Raw genomic sequence first — 20,855 nt, forward strand, 5'->3', positions numbered from 1 at the left:
TCAAAAAAACGGCATTCATGCGATTTTTTTGATGCTTATTTAGCCGTTCTGTCATACACCAATTGCTTTGATCTAATGCTGCTGGAAAGTCTTTAATCAGTACTTAATATTTCATTCACTTTTTCTATCCAAGCACCATTCTTATCTGCTAGAATTGTTCTCCATAATAAATTTTGTGCAGGTTTAAAGTTTTTCTCCTGATCATCTACAAACAAAACTTGTTGTGTAACTTCTAGTTTTGTTTGTACTATCTCATATATTTGAGGATCGGGTTTACACACTCCAACGGAACTTGAGATTGTTATGCTCTTCGTATATTTTTTTATTGGGTCTAACAGAGGATCTAACCACTCTCTACGATGATTACTTAGTAGGTGAATATCAGCTGCTTTACTCCAGATAGGTATATAATGAATTGCAGGAAGGTACCTAAGATGTTTCAACATGATTGATTGTGCAGTGTGTAATTCTATTGATGGGCATTGTTTATTTAGCCAATGCCAGAATTCATTTTCACTTATCTTGCCTGTCCAGAGTTTTTCACGCAATTCCTGTTTGAATTGTGATCTTAAATTTTCATAAGAAACAGATGCTAATTCTGCGATCTCAAGCCAAAATGCTGGGGAAATATTTGTTACTACTACTCCCGCAACATCAAGAATTAATTGATGTTTAACCATGGAAGATCTCCCCCTGTTCTTTAATTTTCATAGGCACTTTCATCTAATGTTACGATTTTCAATCCGTCCTACAACTTAAGCTTACATAGTGCCCGGCCGCTAAGCGGTTTGTCGGTAGCGTGTCTTCCTACCAATTTTTATTCGGCAAATCAACCGACCCTTTTTTGTGGCAAGTTAAACGATGGAACTTTGGAATACTCGCATTGTGTGCTAATTATTAGTATTCATAAATGTAAAAATCACTACCATGATTAGTATTGGCCCCTTAAGCTACCCACATGATTTAAGTCTTCCTCAATGTTCACGATTCTCTTAATAAGTTTGTCCCCTTAATTTGGTTTAATGAATTCCACTCGATTTCCAAATGGATCTCTAAATTCAAATCTTTCATAACCCGGTATTGCTATAGATTCTAATCTTTCGATCCCACAATCATTTAATAGTTTTTCCATTTCACATAAGTCGCTTACTTCGTATGCGATATGTGCTTTGGTATTATTTCGATCAATATGTTCTTCCGCCCCTATATGAAGTTCCTTATCTCCAACCTGAATCCAGAACCCACCTCTTCCCTTCAAAGAATTCGGTTTTTCAATCTCTTTTAATTTAAGTACTTCGCAGTAAAACTTCTTAGCTTCATCTTCTTTGCCTTTAGGTATTGTTATTTGGGCATGATGGATTCCTTTAATCATTAGTAACACTCCTTTGGTATTGATACATTATATTGGGCTCGTTCTTTCATCTAACAATCAAGCAGCTTAAGTGACAATAGAGAACGATTCGTCAAACTTTGCTAGTTGGATGTGTCATCTGAATTAGCTTCTGCGAAACTTCCTCTTGGTGACCAGGCGAGCGTAGCGACCGATGTGTTAATAGATTGTTATCAGATGTCGGCTGCTTATTAGAACTATTTAATGTCCACAATACGTTTTCAAAAACTCATCTTCGATTTCATAATCAAACTTTGGGAAATCTTTAGGATGTAGTTTTTCAGGGGGGTTATTAAGTTCCCATGTGATTGTTCTTTCTAGTCCATCCACTAATGTAATTGGTTCATTGTAATCCAATTCTTGTCTAATCTTTGATGTCTCCAACGCCCAGTCTTGATGAAGATTTAAAGTTTCATAAATAAGTTCTCTGGGAAGCTCTTCCCTGGGAATTGACAATATCTTTCCGTGCCAATTCATTGTTCTGGTTATATTATTCAGCCATTCATACTCTGTTTGTGTATTTTCTTCACCAACATTATAGATACCACACGTTGGAGACCATCTTAACAATAAAGGGGGTGAATTCAATGAAGATTTTGATAATCGGTGGAACTGGATTTATAGGGCCATATGTTGTAAAGGAACTTATTGAATTGGGCCATGAAGTAGCTATTTTTAATAGAGGTAATAACATTCCAGAGGAGAGGATACAGCAACCTCTATTACAGGTGACAGACAACTTCTTAGTAATTACAGACAAGAATTCATTAAATTTTCACCGGAAGTTGTTATACATATGGGAGAACATTTCATTGTTGGGTTATCAATAAATCAGCAAGGAAGGAGGGAGTTTACTTTTACAATTGCGTCATAAAGACAAGGATACATATCCTGGATTACTGGATATATCATGTGCCGGGCATCTTCAGTTCGGTGAAACAATTGAAGATGGAGTTCGTGAGTTGGAAGAAGAACTAGGCATTTCAGCATCCATTAATGAACTAATCTTTTTTCATCTATTACGACTCCCTCAATCCAGAAGATTATACCGAAAACTCTAATTGAAAATCCCTAGGGTCGTTTTCATATAATTTCTTATTTATTTCTACCGCCTCTTTACAACCAATCGCATAATAAAATGCAATGGTCTCTTCAGCAGAACCTGCACAAATATATATTTTATCTGCGTGCCACTCTTTCGCTTTTTTTGCGATTATCAAAAACAACTTTTTACCTATTCCTTTATTTCTATGTTCTAATGTAATAAATAGTTGGTCTAATAAAACATAATTATACTTTTCACCAAAGAACTCTCGATTTATTGTTGCAAAACCTATTAACTTGTTATCGCTATCAAAAGCACCTATCGCTTCACCTGCACTTACAATAGTTACTTTCAAACTATTAAAATGGTGTTCGTAACCATTAGCCCAATCAGAATCTTGATAATTAATTTCGACTAGCTGGCGTTTTCTGTTGACTTCTCTCCACGCCTTTTTAATATATTGTGATGGATTCATATCATTTATCAGTTCACAATCTTCTACTGCCAATTTCCTATACTTCACATTCAACATTACTTTCCTCCGATTGCTCATAGTATAAAAGATCAATTAAGTAAGTCTAACAACGAAATTGGGGAACACCTTGCGGTTTTCTTGTGATCAAAGATATTCACTTCCTCCTTAATTCCAGAGTTCACTATACTGAATAACCCTCTCCTTCATCAATTTCTACAGGTTCGATCACCTGAAACAGAAATGAATGACCACTTAAATACTCTTTTATATAAGCCTGAGCATATTTTTGTTCATTTATTAAACTAGAGGTTTCTCTAGGATCAGACGAGTGATGGCAATAATTCTCAATCATGCACATAATAAAAAAACATTCTAAGTCGCGGATGTAATCATTATCCAAACTTTTTACGCTTTCGTAACCTTGAATAAAAAACGATCGATGCTTAGGATAAAGCTCTAACAATGCACCTGCCATATCATATAAATAGTAACCATAGCCGCATCTTCCGAAATCAATTGGCAATGGTTGATCATTACAGAAAACAACGTTGCCAGAATGTAAATCAGCATGAATAAGTCCATAATTCTGATCATCTCGGTGCATACCATCAAGTTGGAGTTTTATCTTATTTATCGCAGTTTGATATAGACTCCATGCCCTATTCGATAAAAATCGAGAATAATAACGTTCCAGTTTCATGATTTCTTTACTAAAACTATTAATACCCCAATGCGGTCGAACAAAAGTAGAGGGTGGGACATAACGTGCAGAAGTAGCATGAAGTCTCCCCATCATAACACCCATACTAAATACACGACTATCGGTGAATTCTCCACTTGAATGCTCCCCCTCGATCCAACTCATCATTGTGACATAAGGTTTCCGATAACCCTCTTCAGTTTCAACCTCCAATACGTATGAACCATTACGACTTGTAATTCCCTTAGGAACAATTAATCCATCTAAGTTCCACAATTCATTAAGAAAAATAATTTCGGACTGAATTTCTTCTTTGTTCAACCGTTCCGAATGAATACGAAGTAAATATCCTTCTGTTGTGTTGGTTTCAATTTTATATGTAATGGTATCGGATAATTGAATAAATCGGATAGCATTCCATTCAAGGTCATACTGTTGTAAAGCCGATAGAGCAACGTTCCTTGCTCGCGACAGTAAAGATTGTCTGTTTTCCTCTGTATCATATTGAAAAAAGCTATTCATCAACGATCACCTTCTCAATCATTTCTAATGATTTCATCGTATACCCATATATATTGAAATGTAATAGTTTATAAGAAGTTCCCCGCCTGCTTCGATAATCTATACAAGAGCTCTTGCAATAAATTCATATTCCTTTGTTTTTAAGTTAATTATCCTTGTTCTTAAATCATTCTTAGCAATGAAAACAGGCTCTCCGACTCTATCAATACAGTAAGCTATTGGTATTGATATACCACAGTTTCTATATGAACCATCTGCATGACTTGTACCTAGTATCATCGTATTATATTTAACCGCGATTCTCTTAGCCTCAGAAATCCACTCATCAAACTGTTCCTCACTGAACATTCCAACACCTATCGGATGTGCAATATAAGTTAAACTTGTACCATACTCTTCTAATCCAAGCAATCCTTGCAATAATTCTACACATAACAAATAGCCAATCTTAGAACCGTTTACCTCAACTGCAGAAGGAGTATATAAACGAACATTCATAGGTGACTTTGCACGTTCTAAAATAATCTCGCCATACTGATTAATTATTAATGCTCTATCTTTATTGTTAGCTCTATAGCCTGTAATGATCATTTTCTTATATTTCTTTGCTAACTTACATGCTCTAGCTACATTATCTTTATCTGTGATGTAACCCTCAGGAAATAACACAGCATCAAAATCATAATCTAAAGCTAGTTCAGTTTGGAGTTGTTCAAGACTTCCTTCATGGATTGGCTGAGAGATAAGTATCTTCATACATTGTTTCCTCTTTTCAATAATTTCGCGGGGATTCCTTATAAAGTTCGCACATTTCTGACGTTCAAACGACGATGCAGATATATAATATTTTCGGATGTCAGCGCGCTACTATTTCAGGCTATTTCTTCGACTTGAACAATCTTTTCAACCTGTTCGTAAAACCTTCCTGTTCTTTTATTACTTCAGTTTCCCAGCCATCATAATCTCCATGAAATTCTTGTGCCGCACTTACTAAATAATCGGTTACATCACCGATGGTGAGAAGTTGAACAAAGTCACTTCTAGATATTCTCAACGAGTACTTGTTATCTTGAGTAACCTGATCCTCGATATGAAAACCATCTTTTTGAACTTTCTCTTTGAACAGATTACGTGAATCTGCTGAGTTGAAATATATCCAGTGATTCACTGTTCGCAATTTTTCTGAATTGTCTCCAAGCTCAATAAGTTTTTCTACCAACTGCCTGTTAACCATTCGATGCCAATCGGATTTGTTCGGATATAGAAACTCATGATAGAAGTCCCTTGGATTCTGTTCTTCAATGTGGTTAACGCTGTACTTAAAATTTTCAAGAAACTTTTCGGCAAGACACTCCAATTTGCTTCCATCCACTGAATCCGTATAGTAAAAGAAATCTCTCTTACCATCCGTGGTGCTCCTTCCGACAAACATATAATCACTATCTAAGGATTCGTGGATTGAATCCTCAATAGCATACAAAACTGTTGCTTCTTTATCGCAGGTAAGTCCATTTTCATTCGGTTCATTTAATGTGACCCTGAGCCGATACAAACGGATTAACATCTCATTTGCACCATGTTTCCAAGGTTCTAAATCCAACAAGATTGAAGCTGGTTTATTGTCGATCAAAGTAAAGTAAGTATTCCAATTGTCTGACGTTTCTACACCGCCTTAATACTCATGTTGATCTGATTCTACCATTGTCCACCGTCAAATAATCTTTTAGTTTCAACCCTCACAATTAATCATTCGACAAATATCCCTTATTCTCTTTCGAATACTTGTCTTTTTAATTGGTGATCTTCTACTAATTCTATATTTTTCTTATTTTCTACAAATGATTTGATCTCTTGCTTGATGTTAGGAAACAACAAAATTGAATCTAAATCTTGTATAGGCATCCACTTTACTGCGGATTGATGAGGATCGGGTTTCAAAGGTAATTGTGGTATTGAATTCACCTTTAATTTGCATTCAAATATAAGATGTAATCCATGTGGTTCTTGATTACTATATTCTCCTGATTGTTTGTATGGAGCCATTTCATAAATTAAAGCAAGTGATCCGACTGTTACTTCAGCTGTTGTTTCTTCAAATACTTCTCTGACAACGCCCTCTTTAATCGTTTCACCAGGCTCTAATCCTCCACCAGGAAGGTTATAATGAATTCCATTGTCATTATATTCAACGAGAAGAATGCAATCTTTCTGTATGATTAAGCCTGTACATCTTATTCTAACATGTGCCAAAAGTCAGTCCTTCTTTCTTAAGTTATTTATCTGTTATTTTTCTCAACACCTCTAATTTATTCGCCTCCCCATCCCCATATCCTCCAAAACATACAAAAGTAAGTCACAATGTTTGAAGACACTGCACAAGGGAGACATCCAATGGTTTCATCCTCAACCTCAGCAAAAACTTGAAGTCGATCTTGTACAAGTCATGGAATCCGAAATCCATGAATAAGTAGCGCAACAAGAACAGGATAATAAAGACGATCAAAAGTAGAACATATACGAGGGTATGTTCTAAGATGCTAGCAAGTACGAATCGTCCCTGCAATTCGAAATCGAATATCGAACAACAAAACTATTACATCAGATTATACCAGAATATTTTATAGTTAAAATAAAGGGACATTCCAACACCCTTCGCCAACCGAATTGAGCCCGTGTTATCAGGAGAACAATCCCAGTAAGGGTTTATTCCTTTGAGTTTACATTCTTCTACAAATGCCCTAGCTACTGATGCACCATAATTTCTTCCTCTATACCCTTCTAACGTTTCTATATCAATGGCATGGGTTTGATCAGCAACAAATGCAGAAAAGCACAAACTCACGACGTCATTGTTATCCTCAGCAATATACCCAAAACCATGTTGTGTGAAATCATCTATGCTATCCCAGAAATGAGAAATCTTATCCTCTAAAAAAGATTGGTTTCCAAATCTTCTCGACTTCAATAGTTCCCTATCTAGTCTTCGAATAGTTATATTCTCATCTTTGATCTCACTTGATTCCATATCCCCTGTAAGTTTAAACACATGTTGTATATCATTCGAAATATTACGCTTATTAAATATCGTTTGGATCGTTTCAGCCCAACTTTCATTTTCTCCGCTTATTTCAACCCAATTTATATTTAGTTTCTTTAGTTTGGGTTCAATATAAGTTGTCATATATGCGTCCAATCCATTTAGAAAATGACTACTTTTAGAATTTCCAACAACTTGAAACCCTGTCTGACCACGAGTCCAGATTAAAGCTGCTGTAATCTCTGTTGGATGATCTACATAGACCCAACCAGGGTTAATCCCATTAACTACCGCTCTTACCTCAATATTATTGCAACGATCAGTGATATGCCTTACCTTATAAAATTCTTGTTTATTTAACTCTGTTATCATATGTACACCTCCAAATTGACTATAACGTTGATTACTTAGCAAATAACCTATTGATTTCATTCATGATATATTTCATATAATTTACTGCATCGAATTTTCGTTTAAATCTTGATAGATAGAGGGATTTAGTTATTCCTCTTCTCTTGAAAAGTATAATATAGTCTTGTAATGCCTAAAACGCCCCATTCAATATCATTTCTTCTGAAATAAAGAGCTAATAATGTAGGAACACTTTGTTAGGTGATGTTTCTGACTTCTGGAGACACCTTCGTAAATATTACTCTTTAATTAGAATCTATACCCTCGACAATTAGTGTTTCATAATGTTGATTGTCTAAATAGATTTCCAGTTTCCAAAGTCCTGTTGTGTTTATCTTTATTCCTGAAGGTAACGATGTTGTTGCTCCTAAATTTGGAGCTAATGTAAGCGGATGTGATTCAAATATTGAACTAAGTTCCCATTCAGAGTCATTATTCAAGCTTTCTTCATTACAACCAGTTAAGAATCCAATACTCAAAAACAAACTCATAATAATTAATAAGAACTTCCTCATCCGCATTCCCACCAAATAAAAGCTAGAGATCTATTACGTTCTCAAACTTCGCCCCGTACTTACCAAACCCTATATGCGGTTCAATAGCCCATCTCTTTCCAGATAATCTCTCATTTTGATTATCGGGACTTATGTATATTCTCTTGTCGTGATTATTATAGTTCTCAATTGAATGCCCAATATTACCATTAGGATCAAGTAATTCATATCCATTCGTTATTATAAGCTCGTTACAATAATCAAATAATTCCCCTATCGTCCTACACTTCTCAGAATATTCATAAGTCTGTTCAAATATCTTTCTTGCATCTTCTACTAATCTACAAATCGCTTCATCAGAACCTATTACAATTGTTTCAGAGTAATCACCCCATAAACCGTTAACCATCGGACTGTAATCAACAAGGACGATATCAGTTTCTTGAAGAATAACACTCTCAGAAGGTAGATGATTTCCTCGGGTACAGTAAATAGAATTCGTATTGAAATTTACTAGCATAGGATACCACAGTTCTTCTGCACCGAATGAATACATTATCTCCTCACAAATAGTAGCAAACCTCTTCTCTGATATTCCTGGCTTCAAATAATTTATAGACTCTTTACATGCTTTAATCGCTACCTCTTGTGCATTCATCATTATTATCTCCTTTGTAATAGATCTTGTAAGAGTTCATGAATATGTCCATTTGGATAGTGTTTATTTGGATGCTTGAACACTTTATGCGATGCCTCTGCCTTCATCGAGTCACTTCAATATGCCTTATTCCATGCATTATAAAATTCTCTTACAGATTGGTGTCTCTTTTCTCTGTCATCATTAATAGCATTGCATGCGACATCATAAAGCTCTTTGCTGGCTTCCCAGATCTCATAAGATCTATCAAGTTCTCCACCTAATAGCCCAAATGCTATGGCACCCATATTATAAACATTCGTTCTGCCATCAATTTCAGCCCCTAATTCAAACTCTTCGGGTGACATGAATCTTGACGATCCCCACAGTCTTCCCATATTATTGTGAAATGGTCTTTTTTGATAAAAATCGATATCACAAATTTTAGTTTCATTATTTAAGAAATCATAAAGAATACTTCCATCATAGAAATCAATGGCTACATATCCCTTCTCCTCTACAAACACGTGAAAATTAAAGATTCTTTCTAATGATTGTAATCTCTGATTGATTGATAATTGCTTATATTTATAAAAAGGAGAGTTGGAATCTGTGTATTTCATTGGAGGTGGATACGACCAGTGAGAATGAAGACATTCACCATTAAACCACTTGAAAATCGCAACATAACCATCATTAACACTAAAATGATCCAAGATTTCTATTAAATTCGGATGTTTGAGTTCATCATAAATTGGAATTGCGGTTCTCAATCTCGATACAGCGTCAGTAGGATTACCTTGATAATCAACTGGTCTAGCGCCAGCATATTTAACAAATTTCTTCTGCCCTTCTCTCTCCACTCCAAAACAAATATTACCTGAATCCTGTTGATCGAATACTGCAAATACATAGCCCAGTTCTTGTAGCCAGCGAATATCTACGTATTCCTTCAATTGAAATGTTACGTCATCAATATTATAAGTATAAAAGTTACTATTCATTTACTCCTCCTGAAATTTGGATTTATCGCCTGATTTGACTTCTCGATAAATCCACTTGGTGACCAAGAGTAATCTTGACGATGTGACCTTCTTAATCTTGATTACAACTCTTTAGAATTGTACCGTATTAGTTGTCCATGCTGTAGAGTAACTACCTCATCTGACGCATCCGCAACCTGCTGGCTGTGCGTCACTACGATAACGCATTTATTTTGTTCATGGGCAAGAGCACGGAACATATTCACAATACTACTAGCTGTCTCTTGATCTAAATTACCTGTAGGCTCATCGGCTAGAATGAGATTGACATCACATGCTAAGGCTCTAGCAATCGCCACACGCTGCTGCTGCCCGCCCGAAAGTTTCAACACATTACGTTGTGCCTCTACCTGAGTAAGCCCAACATTTTGTAGAATCTCAAGCGCTTTCTTCTTTTTTTCCTTTCCCAAGTTACCACGAATATCCATACCTACCAGCACATTTTGAAGAGCAGACAAGTAAGGAATTAGATTATATGATTGGAATACAACCGCTCGATGCATTTTTCGGTAGTTAGATAAACCAATACGAGTAATATCTTGACCCTCATAGAGAATTCTGCCTCCATTAGGGACATCCAGTCCACCAGCCAGAGCTAGAGCTGTCGTTTTACCTGAACCTGACGGTCCTAGAATGGCATACATTTTCCCACTGCAAAAATTATAGCTCGCCTCATTTAGTATATTTACCTTCTGTTGATTAACCTTATAATAATATTCAATCTGTTCAAAGGCTAACAGAACACCCATAACTAACACCCCTTTAACCTGACTTGGTAAGTATTGCTTTTGGCTTTAATCTCAGTATGCTCACGATGGGTAGGGTAGTAGCGACTATGACTATTAGTAAACCTACCAGACCCAAATCCTTCAACGTCTCCATGGTAATCACTATATCAAATGTATCAACGATCTCTATCTCATCATATGTTGCCATAAATACCGCGTCCTGAATAAAAGCTTCCTGCTCTCTCTGACTAACAGCCACCTCACTGGCTAATAGCTCGTTACCTAGTTTTGTCGACACCATATCACCGATTAACGGGGATATAGAGAAGGCAAGCAATGCCAGTAATAGCATTTCCAACATGAATTGGCCTATAATCTTGGTTCTACCCTCTCCTAATGACAATAGAATGCCGATTTCCGATATTCTACCACGGACAGAGAGCAATATGATTAAAGTTAAAATTAGTGCTCCAGAAACGGTAATAAGGATAACCATCATTTGAGCTGAGTAGGAAACACTATCTATGGCTGCAGTCATTTTCTTATACGCTGCCTCATTAGCATTCAGTTTAAATATATCGAAATTAACAGTATTACCTGCTTGAGCCAACTTCACAAACTTTGAAATGTTAGCAGGATCGTCTAGATAATAAACTGCGCGCCCTACCAGCACATTGGGATCATCCTCATTCTTTCCAGCCAGAGAAAATAAAGAACTGTAGATTTTGTTGTAAGGCATATCGACAGCAGAGACATCAAAAGTATTCAAGTCAGCAGGCGTCCTTGATGTACGATATATGCCTACAATACTGTATGTTGATACCTCTCCTTCTCTAGACCTTAATTTAATTGGGTCTCCAACTTTCAAACTATTCTGTTCGGCCAAGTTACTTTCAATTAATACAACTTGTTGATCCTTATCATCAGGATTAATATGCCTTCCATCTATCAAAGTATGAACGCCATCTTTAAACTCTTTTAACAATGATGTATTCCATATTTCTTCAAAAGAAATGTCATTCTTAAAAGGGTTGCCTGCTTTGGTCGTCTTCCCCTTGTTCTGTTGCGTTGGACTAGGTATAGCGTTGAAATCTTCTGCAGCAAATAGATAATAATTTATATAATTATAGCCGATGACATGCTCTAGCTTTGTTAGAGAATAGGCCTTGTCCATAGTTACAGGTGTTACTTCTGAAGATGCTATATCTTTTACTCCCACCTTCGCCTGATTATTGCGAAGTGCTTTGTCATAGTCAAATTCCAGCACAACCTCACTACCAAGCTTTTCTCTTGTCAACTTATTTGCTCGCTGACTGGCGGATTGAATGGCCAATGCAGAAAGCACAAAAGCAAAGATGGTAATGAGTACGAGAAAAGTAATGAGAGACCTTCCAGGCCTCTTATAAATGCTCCACAACGCTCTCTTAGCGAAATTCATGAGATCCTCCCCAGAAATAAGATTGCAGAAATTTAATCGGTCAATATTTCTTTCGGATGAAGACGTAAAATTAAGAGAGCAGGAAATATAGTAGCTATCATAGTCAAAATGATACTTACTGCACATAATCCCAACAACACGGGTAAAGTCAATTGAACATCCAACTTCTTAATAGGCTCTGCCCCATCGTTTGGAATAACAATAATTTTAGCTCCCTCAGTATAGGTCTCCTGCTTGAGTTCTAAATTATTCACTTGTTTAGAGAGTAAATGATCACCCGTCTTAGCACTAATTAAATCCCCACCCATTAGAGATAGAACCAGTGAAATTAACAGGACAATAAGTGTTTCTGTAAGCAACTGAGCTATGATTTTCCCCCGACTTTCACCTAATGATAATAAAATTCCCATTTCCGTTTTACGCGAGCGTATAAATAGGAATAGCAATAGACTCAAGATAATCGCCCCAGCAGCAAACACCAATACCAGCATAATCTTTGAAAAAGAACTTACCTTATCGATAGCAAAAGTCATCGTTTGAAGGGCTCTCTCATTCGTATTGAGATAATACGTCTCATAATCTACAGTGTCTAATTGATGTGCCGTTTCAACAAATGCAGCAATATGTTCAGGATCATCAATGTAGTACATAGCTTTTGCAATGGTTAGATTTTGCTCATCTGATGTAATCTCACCTGCACTTAACTCGAAAAAGGAACTATACATAATGTTATGCTGGATTTCTGCCGTTCTAATAAAATTGGTAGTTATATCCCCAATGGTCCATTCCGTTTTGTAAATTCCAACCATTTCAAATTGCTCTTCACGATTTGTAATTTCAGCCTTTACTTCAATGATATCCCCAACGCTCAAATTATTCTTGTCTGCTAGTTTGCTTTCGATCATGACCAATCGTTTCCCAATATCTTCTCTCTTAATATGCCTACCACTTATTAATGTATTGGTTCCATCGTTAAATTCCTTCATCATTTCAGTTCCTAACACTTCATGAACAGAAACATTAGCTAATTCAAAAGCAGGTCCACTAAACGTAATCTCAACATCTTCTGTCATTGTTTCATTATCTACAGCACTAAAGTTCCCTGCCACAAATGGAAGCGGTCTTAGATAATTATAGCCTGTAACATGATCCAAACCACTCAAAGATTGTGCCATCGCTATCGTTGACCACGTGTAATTACCATTGACACTGGGCTGAGTGTTCTTCAATGATTTCTGATAATCATATTCAAGTCTTACCTCACTACCCAATGTGTTCCGAGCGTGAGTCTTAGCTTGAACTGATGCATAGTATAGCGATAAGCTAGTAAAAACTAAGGTAGCGATAATTGTTAGAGTCAACAACAGTAGCAGTGTTCTCCGTTTGTTGTTCCAGACACTCCAAATTGCTCGACGCAAATAACTCATTTGACACCTCCATGTACTACAGACTGGGCTTCCTCATCCATGTACCATTTTGCTTGTGTTTGAAACATTTTTGCATATTCCCCGCCTAAATGAATTAATTCATCATGGTTTCCGATTTCAATTACAGTTCCTTGCTTCATAACCAGTATCCTGTCTGCCCTATGCAGAAGAATCCTCTTTCCTCGCGCTAATAGATGGACTCTATGAACCCGATGGGGTCGTCTATTGCAATAAGCCTTTCAAGAATTGGATGCCTGATCTGGGAGGGGGGAGCTATGTATTTATCCGTAGATGAACACGCGGACCTTTAGAAGTTTGAAAGTGAAGTCTCATATATTGTGCTACAATAAGAGAAGGAAGTAAATAACAAAACCCATAGGCTAGCAAATATTCGCGGCATCGTCCAACATGGAATGCTACTTCGTGATCGATCCATACTGGAGTTCCACAATAAGGCTCTACCGTTACAGGCTTGGTATATGGCATACCGTCCTTGCACCTCAATATATTTCAATGATAAGAATTAAGTTTTTCGGGTAGCCGCTTTATTCTTTTCCTTAAATTCTTTCCAGGATACCTAGAAAAATCCCGGCGGGGAAGATCCCGCCGGGATTTTGTTTGAAAAAACGATCATCATTCAAATCAAAAACTCACAAGCATCATTTACCGCTTCGAGTTACTGAATCTCCAAATAATCAATGTAAGCATCCCATGTTCCGTCATCAGATGTTACAACGAGTTCAATCTCCTGATTTCCGGTTCCATGGCTGATATTGTCTAGGGTATAAACTGCAGGATTACTTCCGCCGTAGTAAAAGGTCCCCTTCGTCTGTCCACCTATTTTCAAGTCAACTCTGGCCATGTTGGAGTTATCCGAAGCACCACGGAGTGAAAAACTATGGGTGCCGCTTGCAAAATTCTGCGTGTATTTCACTGAATCATTGTTAGCGTATAAAGCGACTCCAGAGAACGGTGAGCTAATATTCCCGGTGTACTGACCGCTTTTGGTCATACTCTCAGCTTCTTTTTTCGTAGCTGTGGTTGGAGGAGGAGTTGTACCTCCTCCTCCGGAGCTGCCGCCTATACTAAGTGTATTACTATACACATCCGCACTTCCACTACTTTGATAACCCTCTACCGTAAGCGCGACTTCATACATCTTACCCATCGGCATTCCTCTGCTCTCCCACGCTTTAAAGTGTTCACTAACAGATATGGTTCCGCTCGTACGTTTCGACGTCCGGACACTCCAATACTGCTTAAAAGTTGCAGTACCTTTTATGGATGGCTGGTTAACTCGGGTAGTCTCATATATATCATAAGTACCCCCGTCTACATTAATGGTGCCCTTTGACGATCCACCTGGCGGACGCCAGCTGCCCCAGCTATCGACGATGTAATATTCTACGAGTGGGTCAACCGCCCATCCATACACAGTTAAATACGAATTGCCGTTTGGCTGGTAGTTGGCACCGTAGTTTATTGATATGTTTCCAATTTGCTGATGTGTCTGCGTCTCGTTAAATTTCTTACCTTTACGGAATAAAATGTTATTAATATTACTCCAATCGGCACTGAATGTGCCACCACTATTGAGCGTCATGCTTCCATTACCGCTATCTTTCCAGAATTCATAGTCATAGCCTTCATGAGTGCCAATTGAATTGTTGGTGATCGTTGTTGCCGCCTGTACGCTTACTGCAGGGAATATAAGCGCAAAACAGGTTGAAATTGCGACAAATAACCTCAAGCTTTTGGGTTTCATTACACATTCCTCCTTATTGGTTAAATTACATTTAGCCTTACTATGATGCAGAGCAGCCCGTAGTGGGCCGCCGTTCTCATATCACCACTTCCTTCCATAACTATAATTGAAAGCGCTTGCATTAACTAATTTATCATAAATTTAAATAGTATCCCACTTGTAAACTATAGATTATACTGTAAAAAGTATAGTTTTCTAAGGTATCTACTAGATTTATCCATCGATCTTGTTTTCTCTCCATCCATCAAATAATAAATAAAAATCATATTTGTTAGATGTTGGAGATCAGTGGAAATTTGCTAACACATCAAAACCACATTTTCCTGTCAATCAAGCGAATTTCGGCCTAAGCGACCTAAGGGTACGGATCGTCAGACTTAGCTGTTCTTACTAATAACATCTATTTATAATTGATTTATAATTGATTTACAATTGTTTTTAATTCAATCAAGTCATCAATTACAATGTCAGCCTGTGAAAGTTCTTCATCACGAGCAAAGTCAAAATTACATCCTATAGCCACTAAACCATTTTCTTTTGCGGCATTTATATCAGATAGACGATCTCCGATAACTGCTCCCTTTTGAATATTATATTTTTTTATAATATCCTTAACTAAATCTGCTTTATCTAATGATTGTATTTGTTCAATACTAAATGTTTCAACAACCCAGTTATCTAAATGATAGAACTTGACAATAGCCATTAAGTATTCCGTTAAACCGTTACTTGCTATATATATTGGGCAATTCATCTGTTTTAAATAAATAAAGACCTCCTCTACATGGGGATATAAAGCACCTTTACCATTTCTAATGTTCTCTACCAAACTTTTTAAAAAATAAAAATTTGCTAGTTCTCGTATCTCTTTCGAATGATCTGGTAACAACGTTTCCCACACCTTCGGTAAAGGCACACCCATTATTTCGCGATATATCTCTATCGGAATTTCATTATCCCATTGATTCAGTAAAGTTAAATGATTAAAAGTATCTTCTAGTGATATTTCTAAAATCTTAGCTGTTTGAAAAAGTGTTCCATCCATATCGAAGATAAGTGATTGTTGTACGAAATCTCGTTCACAATAAAAATTTTCAACCATTATACCCCATCCCATCTATCTTTATGCCGAATTCCGATAGCGCTGTTGTATTCACAATGTCTCACCATCTTAAGCCTGCATTCCACCATCTTCATTGATCTTCATTGAGTAACTTAAATTAGTAGTCTAATTCTTTAGATTAATCACTTTATTAATTCTTCAATTTCTTTCAGCATATAATTCGTGTAGTTTGAAAGTTTTTTCTGTTCGAGGTTTATGTTCTCTGTTTCATTTTCATACTTTGCAAGACACTGAGAAATTGTATTTTTATATTCATTGGGCACCTGGTTTAATGCCCATTCTCCTGCTTCTTTTTTTGAAGAAATAAATGATTCTCTTAAATACATAAGAACTCTTGCTAAATTTAATACATAATAAGGTGGATTATCAACAATTCCTTCTATAGCTCCATCAACATCCGACTTTATTGAGTCAATATAATATTGTTTATCTATCGGCTTGAATACTTCCTTTATTGGACTTCCGTAAAGTACAATTCCACGATTATATATCACTACAAAATGAGCTGCTAAATCAGGGTCTTCATACCCACCACAGAAATAGTTCTCTTCTGTTTGATACTTATCTTTGTGAAATAGAGAGTAATGAAACTCAAACGGAGTTGGGTATACAAAATCGACAGCGTAGGCTTCCAATACGATACTTAATTCAAATCCTTTAATGATCTCCAGTTCTTCTTCAAGCTTAATAAGTTCCTTAGCAATTTTCTTATAAGCGTCTATAGATTGTTTTTCTTTAATTAGTACTAATACATCAATATCACTTTGATTGGGATTAAAGCATCCCATGGCCATGGAACCATGTAAATAAATACCTGTAAGTGATTCCGATAACTCATCTTTCAAAAGACAAGTTAATCTGTCTAATATAAGTTTTTGATTCAATGTGTTTCCGCCTTTTCGTTTATTTTCCACTTGTGCTGATTTCCTATGTTGCTCACTTTATTGGGTTATCAAATTGATTATTATTGCAGTTATGAGAATTGGTAGACCAAATAAAAATAACACGGATGACTGTTTGTTTCTTAATTTTCTATCCTCTGTTGTTTCAAAATTATTATTTACTCTTCTTCTATCTCCATTAATAAATAATCCTGAGAGTACCCCCGCTAACAGCAACGAAATAACTCCGATTCCCCCAGTTACTTTTATTGCCAATCCCCAATCACTAAAAAGGCCTAAAAATAAAGCAATAACAACACCTACCGATGTTCCAATAATCAAACTTCTAATAGTAATCATCCCTTTTTATATAGCTTCTTACTTAGCCAGTACCAATGTGTCCAGCAGTCGCTCACAATTCATCTTAAAATCAAGTCCAATACTCCATTTTCCTGAAGTAATCTAGTTCTTCTTTAAAATATTTCTCCTCTGCATCAATAGAACCAATAATATCTTGATCTCTAAAATATTGAAGTGACAATTTCATAAGCCATAATTGTCTAATACCACAAAATATCGGTATTGCATCTATATCACTTTGATTTAGATTTCGAACTGATTGATATCCTGCCAAAAATGCGTTCCAGATGTTGTTGAATTCTATTATTTTTTCTCTTTCATTACTAATTTCAAATTCCCTAGTAAATTTAAAGACTGCTAAATCATATGCTCTCCACCCATATCCGCAAATATCAAAATCAAAATGAGTAAATGTATCCTCTTTGAAATGAGCATTAGCACCATGTAAATCTCCGTGACAAATACCCCAATCTAATCCTTTCATTTGTAATTCGCTAAGTTTTTCAGACATCAATTTGCCTATATTGCTAAGGTAATCATAATCCGCTGGACGATAACTTAAATAATATTTGATAATTTCTAGTGGCTCTTCAATTAAATAATGAATATCCAAATGTGGGCGTTCATAACTCGTTATGAATCCTTCACTCTTCAAATGAATATTCGCTACCGACTTGCCATAATTAAAACTAACATCTTCAGAATCCATAGATGGTGTATCACCTTCAGCAAAGCTAAATAAAGCCCCAAATCTCATGCCTTCAGGTGCTTCAAATCTTTGAATGTAATCTTGATTAACCGTTCTAAGGGGATAAGATACGGGGACACCATTATCTTTAAGATAATTCAAAAGATCCATTTCAAATGCTACCTCTGAATAATTAGTACGCCAAGGTCGCCGATATACTCTGAACACATAATTATTATTTTTTGTCACAATGTAGTATGTATCATTCATTCCTCTCAATAATAACCGACAATCTATAATCTCTTCGATATCATAATTAATACTAATATAATCACTCAATGCTTTATCACTTAAAGTAGAATACATTACCGGAAAACCCATAAATTTCACCTCTTCCTGAGTTATTTTCAAATAGGTTTCTTCTCTTCTAGTCTTTCTATTAATTCATTTACCTGTCTTCTTGTATTCACAATTATTACTTGTTGATGTTCTTTTGTCTGATCGAGTTTCTTTATTGTGTTCATTCGACTTCTTGTTCTATAATTCCAAACCCATTTAATAAATTCCCAATCTAATTTTTCTGGGCATTCTTCATTCATATCAGGTCTAGTTTTCTTATGATACATAATACGCCGTTTAATAATTCTATACATACACAGAAGTCTTGGCATATCCAAAAAAATGATTAAATTCGCTTTCTCAATCCTGATATCCATTGTCCTTGAATAGTTACCATCAATGATCCAATGATCTTCGTTAGTAAATTGTTCAACAATCTTATCCCACTCTTCATTTGGTTTAGGGACCCAATTGGGATTCCAAAAATAAGTATCCAAATGTATGACTGGAATATCTAGTATGTTACTAAGCCTTCGTGATAAGGTAGATTTGCCTGATCCACCTGACCCAATAACTAATATTCGCTTCATATTCTTCTCCTTCTACTATATTAAATTGATATCATCACTTTAAGTTTTCTGGGTTTAAGCAATGTAAAGGTTAAGGCCTATTCCAAATTCACCAATATACCTCGCACCTTGGTCCGTGTTCAGTAATTTATTAATTCGTTCTGAATCATTTCCAGTTGCATGGATAATTTTTCCATCTTTAATTTCAAAACGAATGTTCTCATAAGTAAAGCCCTCTTTTAATGAAGGTGTATTATAAGAAATAACTCCGTTGACGGAGTCTTTAACTGGCATTGTGTATACTTCTCCATCTGGAATATTCATGATTCCAGCGTCTTTAATTGTTGGCATGCCTTTAATAGAGAACGTTAGATCTGTTCCTATTCCAGTAATTCTAACTTTATCTGTTTGGTCCATTAGTTCAACTAAATGATCCATAGCTTTATCCATTTTTGAATAGTCCAAATTACAAACATTGAAATACAAATCCTCAAATTCCTCCGTTGACATGTTCGCCTGTTGTGCCATGGCATGGTTAGGATAACGAAGAATACACCATTTCGTATGATTATAACGTCTGCCGTTGATCTTTTGCGAATAATGCTTTCTATACCATCCCATCTTTTCAGAAGAAATGCCACTTAATTCGCTCATATTCTCTCCAGCTCTAATAAGTATGTAGGCTTGCATATCCTTCACTCTATTTAAGTCGTAGGATGCCATTGCTATCAATTGTTCTTCCGTACAGCCAATTAATATCTCTCTCAATAATTCATGATTATTAATTACTAGAAAGGGAACTCCACCCATACTATAAGCTTGTCTCACCAATTCTTTCGCCAAAGGAACTTCCAGACCATCAACCTCAATTAATATTTTTTCCCCTCGTTGTAGCTTCACCGAATATTGAATAAGATTTTTAGCAAGTTGTTCAATTCTTGGATCTTTCATGGTCAGTCTCCTTCAGTAATCACCTTCAAATTATGTTGTACATGTTTTAATATTAAATAACCCCGAATGTTTTTAATGCGTACAAAATACCATCTTCACTTGCTCTTCTTGTAACAAAGTTTGCCTTCTGTTTCAATCGATCCTCAGCATTTCCCATTGCAATTCCCAAGCCAACATACTCCAACATATCTAGGTCATTTCCTCCGTCACCGAAAGCAATAGCTTCAGATTTGTCAATTCCCAAATAATCAAGAACCTTTTTAATCGCTGTTGACTTAGAAACTTCCGTTTCTTCAAGCACATTCATGACATAGCCGTGAAACCTTATGAACCTGAGCTTAGGGAAGTTAACAATATATTTCTGAGCTTCACAGCTATCTGCATATAGGCACATGCAGTAAACTTCCTCTGCCATTGAACTTATTTTTAGGGGATATTGAGTAATACTTAACGTCTCTTTCAGTGCCTCCATGACTCGTTTATTATCTGAGCCAATTCCGTTCATGACGAATGCCTCCGTAAAGTAAGAAACGCTTTGTCCGTTCAATGCAGCAAATTCCGTGATGTCTCGAACGGTTTCTGTCGAAAGTACTGATTTATAAACGACGTCTCCATCACATGTTATAAGTGCACCGTTTGCAGAAATTATGGTGTCAATTCCCATGGATACAAACTCTTCACACAAACTGTATGGTCTCCCTGTCGCAACCACAACTTTTATTCCTTTGTTAATCAACTGACTAATTGCTTCTTTCGTACTTTGCGGTATGGTCCCATCAATCTCACTTACTAGAGTTCCATCAACATCGAAAAATACAACCTTATACATAAT

At 36.2% G+C, this 20,855-nt stretch carries 27 protein-coding genes and 1 pseudogene; 2 read left to right on the plus strand and 26 right to left on the minus strand.

What is annotated here, in order from left to right; genetic code table 11:
• Positions 1-92 precede the first annotated feature (92 nt).
• From AC1TO8_RS20565 to AC1TO8_RS20575, 3 genes are all read right to left on the minus strand, one after another.
• Positions 93-680 (minus strand): HAD-IA family hydrolase, encoded by a 588-nt coding sequence (locus AC1TO8_RS20565; protein WP_482057495.1) that lies wholly within the window; start codon positions 678-680, stop codon positions 93-95.
• A 329-nt stretch (positions 681-1,009) separates the two neighbouring features.
• A complete protein-coding gene (locus AC1TO8_RS20570) occupies positions 1,010-1,372 on the minus strand; it encodes a VOC family protein (protein WP_482057496.1) in 363 nt (120 codons plus the stop codon).
• 219 nt (positions 1,373-1,591) lie between these two features.
• The gene (locus AC1TO8_RS20575) at positions 1,592-1,867 is read right to left on the minus strand and encodes a hypothetical protein (RefSeq protein WP_482057497.1); all 276 of its coding nucleotides are present in this window, start codon (positions 1,865-1,867) and stop codon (positions 1,592-1,594) included.
• A gap of 110 nt (positions 1,868-1,977) precedes the next feature.
• Between AC1TO8_RS20575 and AC1TO8_RS20580 the strand changes: the two genes are divergently transcribed.
• Together AC1TO8_RS20580 and AC1TO8_RS20585 are read left to right on the plus strand one after the other, a co-directional pair.
• A complete protein-coding gene (locus tag AC1TO8_RS20580) occupies positions 1,978-2,220 on the plus strand; it encodes an NAD-dependent epimerase/dehydratase family protein (RefSeq protein WP_482057498.1) in 243 nt (80 codons plus the stop codon).
• A gap of 33 nt (positions 2,221-2,253) precedes the next feature.
• Positions 2,254-2,451, plus strand: coding sequence for an NUDIX domain-containing protein (locus tag AC1TO8_RS20585; RefSeq protein ID WP_482057499.1), 198 nt, complete (start codon positions 2,254-2,256; stop codon positions 2,449-2,451).
• Here AC1TO8_RS20585 and AC1TO8_RS20590 read toward each other — a convergent pair.
• The 23 genes and pseudogenes from AC1TO8_RS20590 to AC1TO8_RS20700 all read right to left on the minus strand — a co-directional run bounded on the left by AC1TO8_RS20590 (position 2,434) and on the right by AC1TO8_RS20700 (position 20,852).
• Positions 2,434-2,943, minus strand: a complete 510-nt coding sequence (locus tag AC1TO8_RS20590; RefSeq protein ID WP_482057500.1) for a GNAT family N-acetyltransferase — start codon at positions 2,941-2,943, stop codon at positions 2,434-2,436. The two genes, AC1TO8_RS20585 and AC1TO8_RS20590, sit on opposite strands and share 18 nt — an antisense overlap.
• Positions 2,944-3,091: 148 nt before the next feature.
• Entirely contained in the window at positions 3,092-4,132 is a 1,041-nt protein-coding gene (locus tag AC1TO8_RS20595; RefSeq protein WP_482057501.1) for a phosphotransferase enzyme family protein, read from the minus strand.
• A 99-nt stretch (positions 4,133-4,231) separates the two neighbouring features.
• Positions 4,232-4,888, minus strand: coding sequence for a hypothetical protein (locus tag AC1TO8_RS20600; protein ID WP_482057502.1), 657 nt, complete (start codon positions 4,886-4,888; stop codon positions 4,232-4,234).
• Positions 4,889-5,009: 121 nt separating this feature from the next.
• A complete protein-coding gene (locus tag AC1TO8_RS20605; RefSeq protein ID WP_482057541.1) occupies positions 5,010-5,366 on the minus strand; it encodes a ribonuclease E inhibitor RraB in 357 nt (118 codons plus the stop codon).
• Positions 5,367-5,402: 36 nt separating this feature from the next.
• Positions 5,403-5,774 (minus strand): annotated as a pseudogene (locus tag AC1TO8_RS20610) (DUF695 domain-containing protein); the annotation flags it as partial.
• Positions 5,775-5,896: 122 nt separating this feature from the next.
• On the minus strand, positions 5,897-6,382 hold the full coding sequence (locus AC1TO8_RS20615; protein WP_482057503.1) for an NUDIX domain-containing protein: 486 nt from the start codon (positions 6,380-6,382) through the stop codon (positions 5,897-5,899).
• Between the two features lie 343 nt (positions 6,383-6,725).
• Positions 6,726-7,541 carry a GNAT family N-acetyltransferase gene (locus tag AC1TO8_RS20620; protein ID WP_482057504.1) on the minus strand — a complete coding sequence of 272 codons (816 nt, stop codon included), beginning with the start codon at positions 7,539-7,541 and terminating at the stop codon, positions 6,726-6,728.
• Between the two features lie 284 nt (positions 7,542-7,825).
• Positions 7,826-8,095 (minus strand): hypothetical protein, encoded by a 270-nt coding sequence (locus AC1TO8_RS20625; RefSeq protein ID WP_482057505.1) that lies wholly within the window; start codon positions 8,093-8,095, stop codon positions 7,826-7,828.
• Positions 8,096-8,117: 22 nt separating this feature from the next.
• A complete protein-coding gene (locus AC1TO8_RS20630) occupies positions 8,118-8,735 on the minus strand; it encodes a M24 family metallopeptidase (RefSeq protein ID WP_482057506.1) in 618 nt (205 codons plus the stop codon).
• A gap of 113 nt (positions 8,736-8,848) precedes the next feature.
• Positions 8,849-9,715 (minus strand): serine/threonine protein kinase, encoded by an 867-nt coding sequence (locus AC1TO8_RS20635; protein ID WP_482057507.1) that lies wholly within the window; start codon positions 9,713-9,715, stop codon positions 8,849-8,851.
• Between the two features lie 101 nt (positions 9,716-9,816).
• Complete coding sequence (locus tag AC1TO8_RS20640) at positions 9,817-10,503, minus strand: ABC transporter ATP-binding protein (RefSeq protein WP_482057508.1); 687 nt, start codon at positions 10,501-10,503, stop codon at positions 9,817-9,819.
• Positions 10,504-10,516: 13 nt separating this feature from the next.
• Positions 10,517-11,920: an FtsX-like permease family protein gene (locus AC1TO8_RS20645; RefSeq protein WP_482057509.1), complete on the minus strand. Its 1,404-nt coding sequence runs from the start codon at positions 11,918-11,920 to the stop codon at positions 10,517-10,519.
• Positions 11,921-11,952: 32 nt separating this feature from the next.
• Positions 11,953-13,347 (minus strand): ABC transporter permease, encoded by a 1,395-nt coding sequence (locus tag AC1TO8_RS20650; RefSeq protein ID WP_482057510.1) that lies wholly within the window; start codon positions 13,345-13,347, stop codon positions 11,953-11,955.
• Entirely contained in the window at positions 13,344-13,487 is a 144-nt protein-coding gene (locus AC1TO8_RS20655) for a hypothetical protein (protein ID WP_482057511.1), read from the minus strand. Before AC1TO8_RS20655 ends, AC1TO8_RS20650 begins: the two co-directional genes overlap by 4 nt.
• A gap of 133 nt (positions 13,488-13,620) precedes the next feature.
• A complete protein-coding gene (locus AC1TO8_RS20660) occupies positions 13,621-13,833 on the minus strand; it encodes a hypothetical protein (protein WP_482057512.1) in 213 nt (70 codons plus the stop codon).
• Between the two features lie 190 nt (positions 13,834-14,023).
• A complete protein-coding gene (locus AC1TO8_RS20665) occupies positions 14,024-15,112 on the minus strand; it encodes a glycoside hydrolase family 11 protein (protein WP_482057513.1) in 1,089 nt (362 codons plus the stop codon).
• A gap of 415 nt (positions 15,113-15,527) precedes the next feature.
• Positions 15,528-16,229, minus strand: coding sequence for an HAD hydrolase-like protein (locus AC1TO8_RS20670; protein ID WP_482057514.1), 702 nt, complete (start codon positions 16,227-16,229; stop codon positions 15,528-15,530).
• 128 nt (positions 16,230-16,357) lie between these two features.
• On the minus strand, positions 16,358-17,149 hold the full coding sequence (locus tag AC1TO8_RS20675; protein WP_482057515.1) for an aminoglycoside adenylyltransferase domain-containing protein: 792 nt from the start codon (positions 17,147-17,149) through the stop codon (positions 16,358-16,360).
• A 27-nt stretch (positions 17,150-17,176) separates the two neighbouring features.
• Complete coding sequence (locus AC1TO8_RS20680; RefSeq protein ID WP_482057516.1) at positions 17,177-17,476, minus strand: DUF5316 domain-containing protein; 300 nt, start codon at positions 17,474-17,476, stop codon at positions 17,177-17,179.
• 70 nt (positions 17,477-17,546) lie between these two features.
• The gene (locus AC1TO8_RS20685; RefSeq protein WP_482057517.1) at positions 17,547-18,575 is read right to left on the minus strand and encodes a homoserine kinase; all 1,029 of its coding nucleotides are present in this window, start codon (positions 18,573-18,575) and stop codon (positions 17,547-17,549) included.
• On the minus strand, positions 18,572-19,093 hold the full coding sequence (locus AC1TO8_RS20690) for a DNA topology modulation protein (protein WP_482057518.1): 522 nt from the start codon (positions 19,091-19,093) through the stop codon (positions 18,572-18,574). The genes AC1TO8_RS20685 and AC1TO8_RS20690 overlap by 4 nt, the downstream gene beginning before the upstream one ends.
• Before the next feature lie 54 nt (positions 19,094-19,147).
• Positions 19,148-20,023, minus strand: a complete 876-nt coding sequence (locus tag AC1TO8_RS20695; protein WP_482057519.1) for an aminopeptidase — start codon at positions 20,021-20,023, stop codon at positions 19,148-19,150.
• A gap of 52 nt (positions 20,024-20,075) precedes the next feature.
• Complete coding sequence (locus AC1TO8_RS20700) at positions 20,076-20,852, minus strand: Cof-type HAD-IIB family hydrolase (RefSeq protein ID WP_482057520.1); 777 nt, start codon at positions 20,850-20,852, stop codon at positions 20,076-20,078.
• Positions 20,853-20,855: the final 3 nt, after the last annotated feature.

The sequence above is a fragment of the Paenibacillus sp. Y859 genome (genome assembly GCF_056786405.1).

What these genes read in the sequence shown, in the direction of transcription:
- AC1TO8_RS20565 (WP_482057495.1), bottom strand. Translation starts at nt 680, where the DNA reads ATGGTTAAACATCAATTAATTCTTGATGTTGCGGGAGTAGTAGTAACA.
- AC1TO8_RS20570 (WP_482057496.1), bottom strand. Translation starts at nt 1,372, where the DNA reads ATGATTAAAGGAATCCATCATGCCCAAATAACAATACCTAAAGGCAAA.
- AC1TO8_RS20575 (WP_482057497.1), bottom strand. Translation starts at nt 1,867, where the DNA reads ATGAATTGGCACGGAAAGATATTGTCAATTCCCAGGGAAGAGCTTCCC.
- AC1TO8_RS20580 (WP_482057498.1), top strand. Translation starts at nt 1,978, where the DNA reads ATGAAGATTTTGATAATCGGTGGAACTGGATTTATAGGGCCATATGTT.
- AC1TO8_RS20595 (WP_482057501.1), bottom strand. Translation starts at nt 4,132, where the DNA reads ATGAATAGCTTTTTTCAATATGATACAGAGGAAAACAGACAATCTTTA.
- AC1TO8_RS20600 (WP_482057502.1), bottom strand. Translation starts at nt 4,888, where the DNA reads ATGAAGATACTTATCTCTCAGCCAATCCATGAAGGAAGTCTTGAACAA.
- AC1TO8_RS20605 (WP_482057541.1), bottom strand. Translation starts at nt 5,366, where the DNA reads ATGGTTAACAGGCAGTTGGTAGAAAAACTTATTGAGCTTGGAGACAAT.
- AC1TO8_RS20620 (WP_482057504.1), bottom strand. Translation starts at nt 7,541, where the DNA reads ATGATAACAGAGTTAAATAAACAAGAATTTTATAAGGTAAGGCATATC.
- AC1TO8_RS20625 (WP_482057505.1), bottom strand. Translation starts at nt 8,095, where the DNA reads ATGAGGAAGTTCTTATTAATTATTATGAGTTTGTTTTTGAGTATTGGA.
- AC1TO8_RS20630 (WP_482057506.1), bottom strand. Translation starts at nt 8,735, where the DNA reads ATGATGAATGCACAAGAGGTAGCGATTAAAGCATGTAAAGAGTCTATA.
- AC1TO8_RS20635 (WP_482057507.1), bottom strand. Translation starts at nt 9,715, where the DNA reads ATGAATAGTAACTTTTATACTTATAATATTGATGACGTAACATTTCAA.
- AC1TO8_RS20640 (WP_482057508.1), bottom strand. Translation starts at nt 10,503, where the DNA reads ATGGGTGTTCTGTTAGCCTTTGAACAGATTGAATATTATTATAAGGTT.
- AC1TO8_RS20645 (WP_482057509.1), bottom strand. Translation starts at nt 11,920, where the DNA reads ATGAATTTCGCTAAGAGAGCGTTGTGGAGCATTTATAAGAGGCCTGGA.
- AC1TO8_RS20650 (WP_482057510.1), bottom strand. Translation starts at nt 13,347, where the DNA reads ATGAGTTATTTGCGTCGAGCAATTTGGAGTGTCTGGAACAACAAACGG.
- AC1TO8_RS20655 (WP_482057511.1), bottom strand. Translation starts at nt 13,487, where the DNA reads ATGAAGCAAGGAACTGTAATTGAAATCGGAAACCATGATGAATTAATT.
- AC1TO8_RS20660 (WP_482057512.1), bottom strand. Translation starts at nt 13,833, where the DNA reads ATGCCATATACCAAGCCTGTAACGGTAGAGCCTTATTGTGGAACTCCA.
- AC1TO8_RS20665 (WP_482057513.1), bottom strand. Translation starts at nt 15,112, where the DNA reads ATGAAACCCAAAAGCTTGAGGTTATTTGTCGCAATTTCAACCTGTTTT.
- AC1TO8_RS20670 (WP_482057514.1), bottom strand. Translation starts at nt 16,229, where the DNA reads ATGGGATGGGGTATAATGGTTGAAAATTTTTATTGTGAACGAGATTTC.
- AC1TO8_RS20680 (WP_482057516.1), bottom strand. Translation starts at nt 17,476, where the DNA reads ATGATTACTATTAGAAGTTTGATTATTGGAACATCGGTAGGTGTTGTT.
- AC1TO8_RS20690 (WP_482057518.1), bottom strand. Translation starts at nt 19,093, where the DNA reads ATGAAGCGAATATTAGTTATTGGGTCAGGTGGATCAGGCAAATCTACC.
- AC1TO8_RS20695 (WP_482057519.1), bottom strand. Translation starts at nt 20,023, where the DNA reads ATGAAAGATCCAAGAATTGAACAACTTGCTAAAAATCTTATTCAATAT.
- AC1TO8_RS20700 (WP_482057520.1), bottom strand. Translation starts at nt 20,852, where the DNA reads ATGTATAAGGTTGTATTTTTCGATGTTGATGGAACTCTAGTAAGTGAG.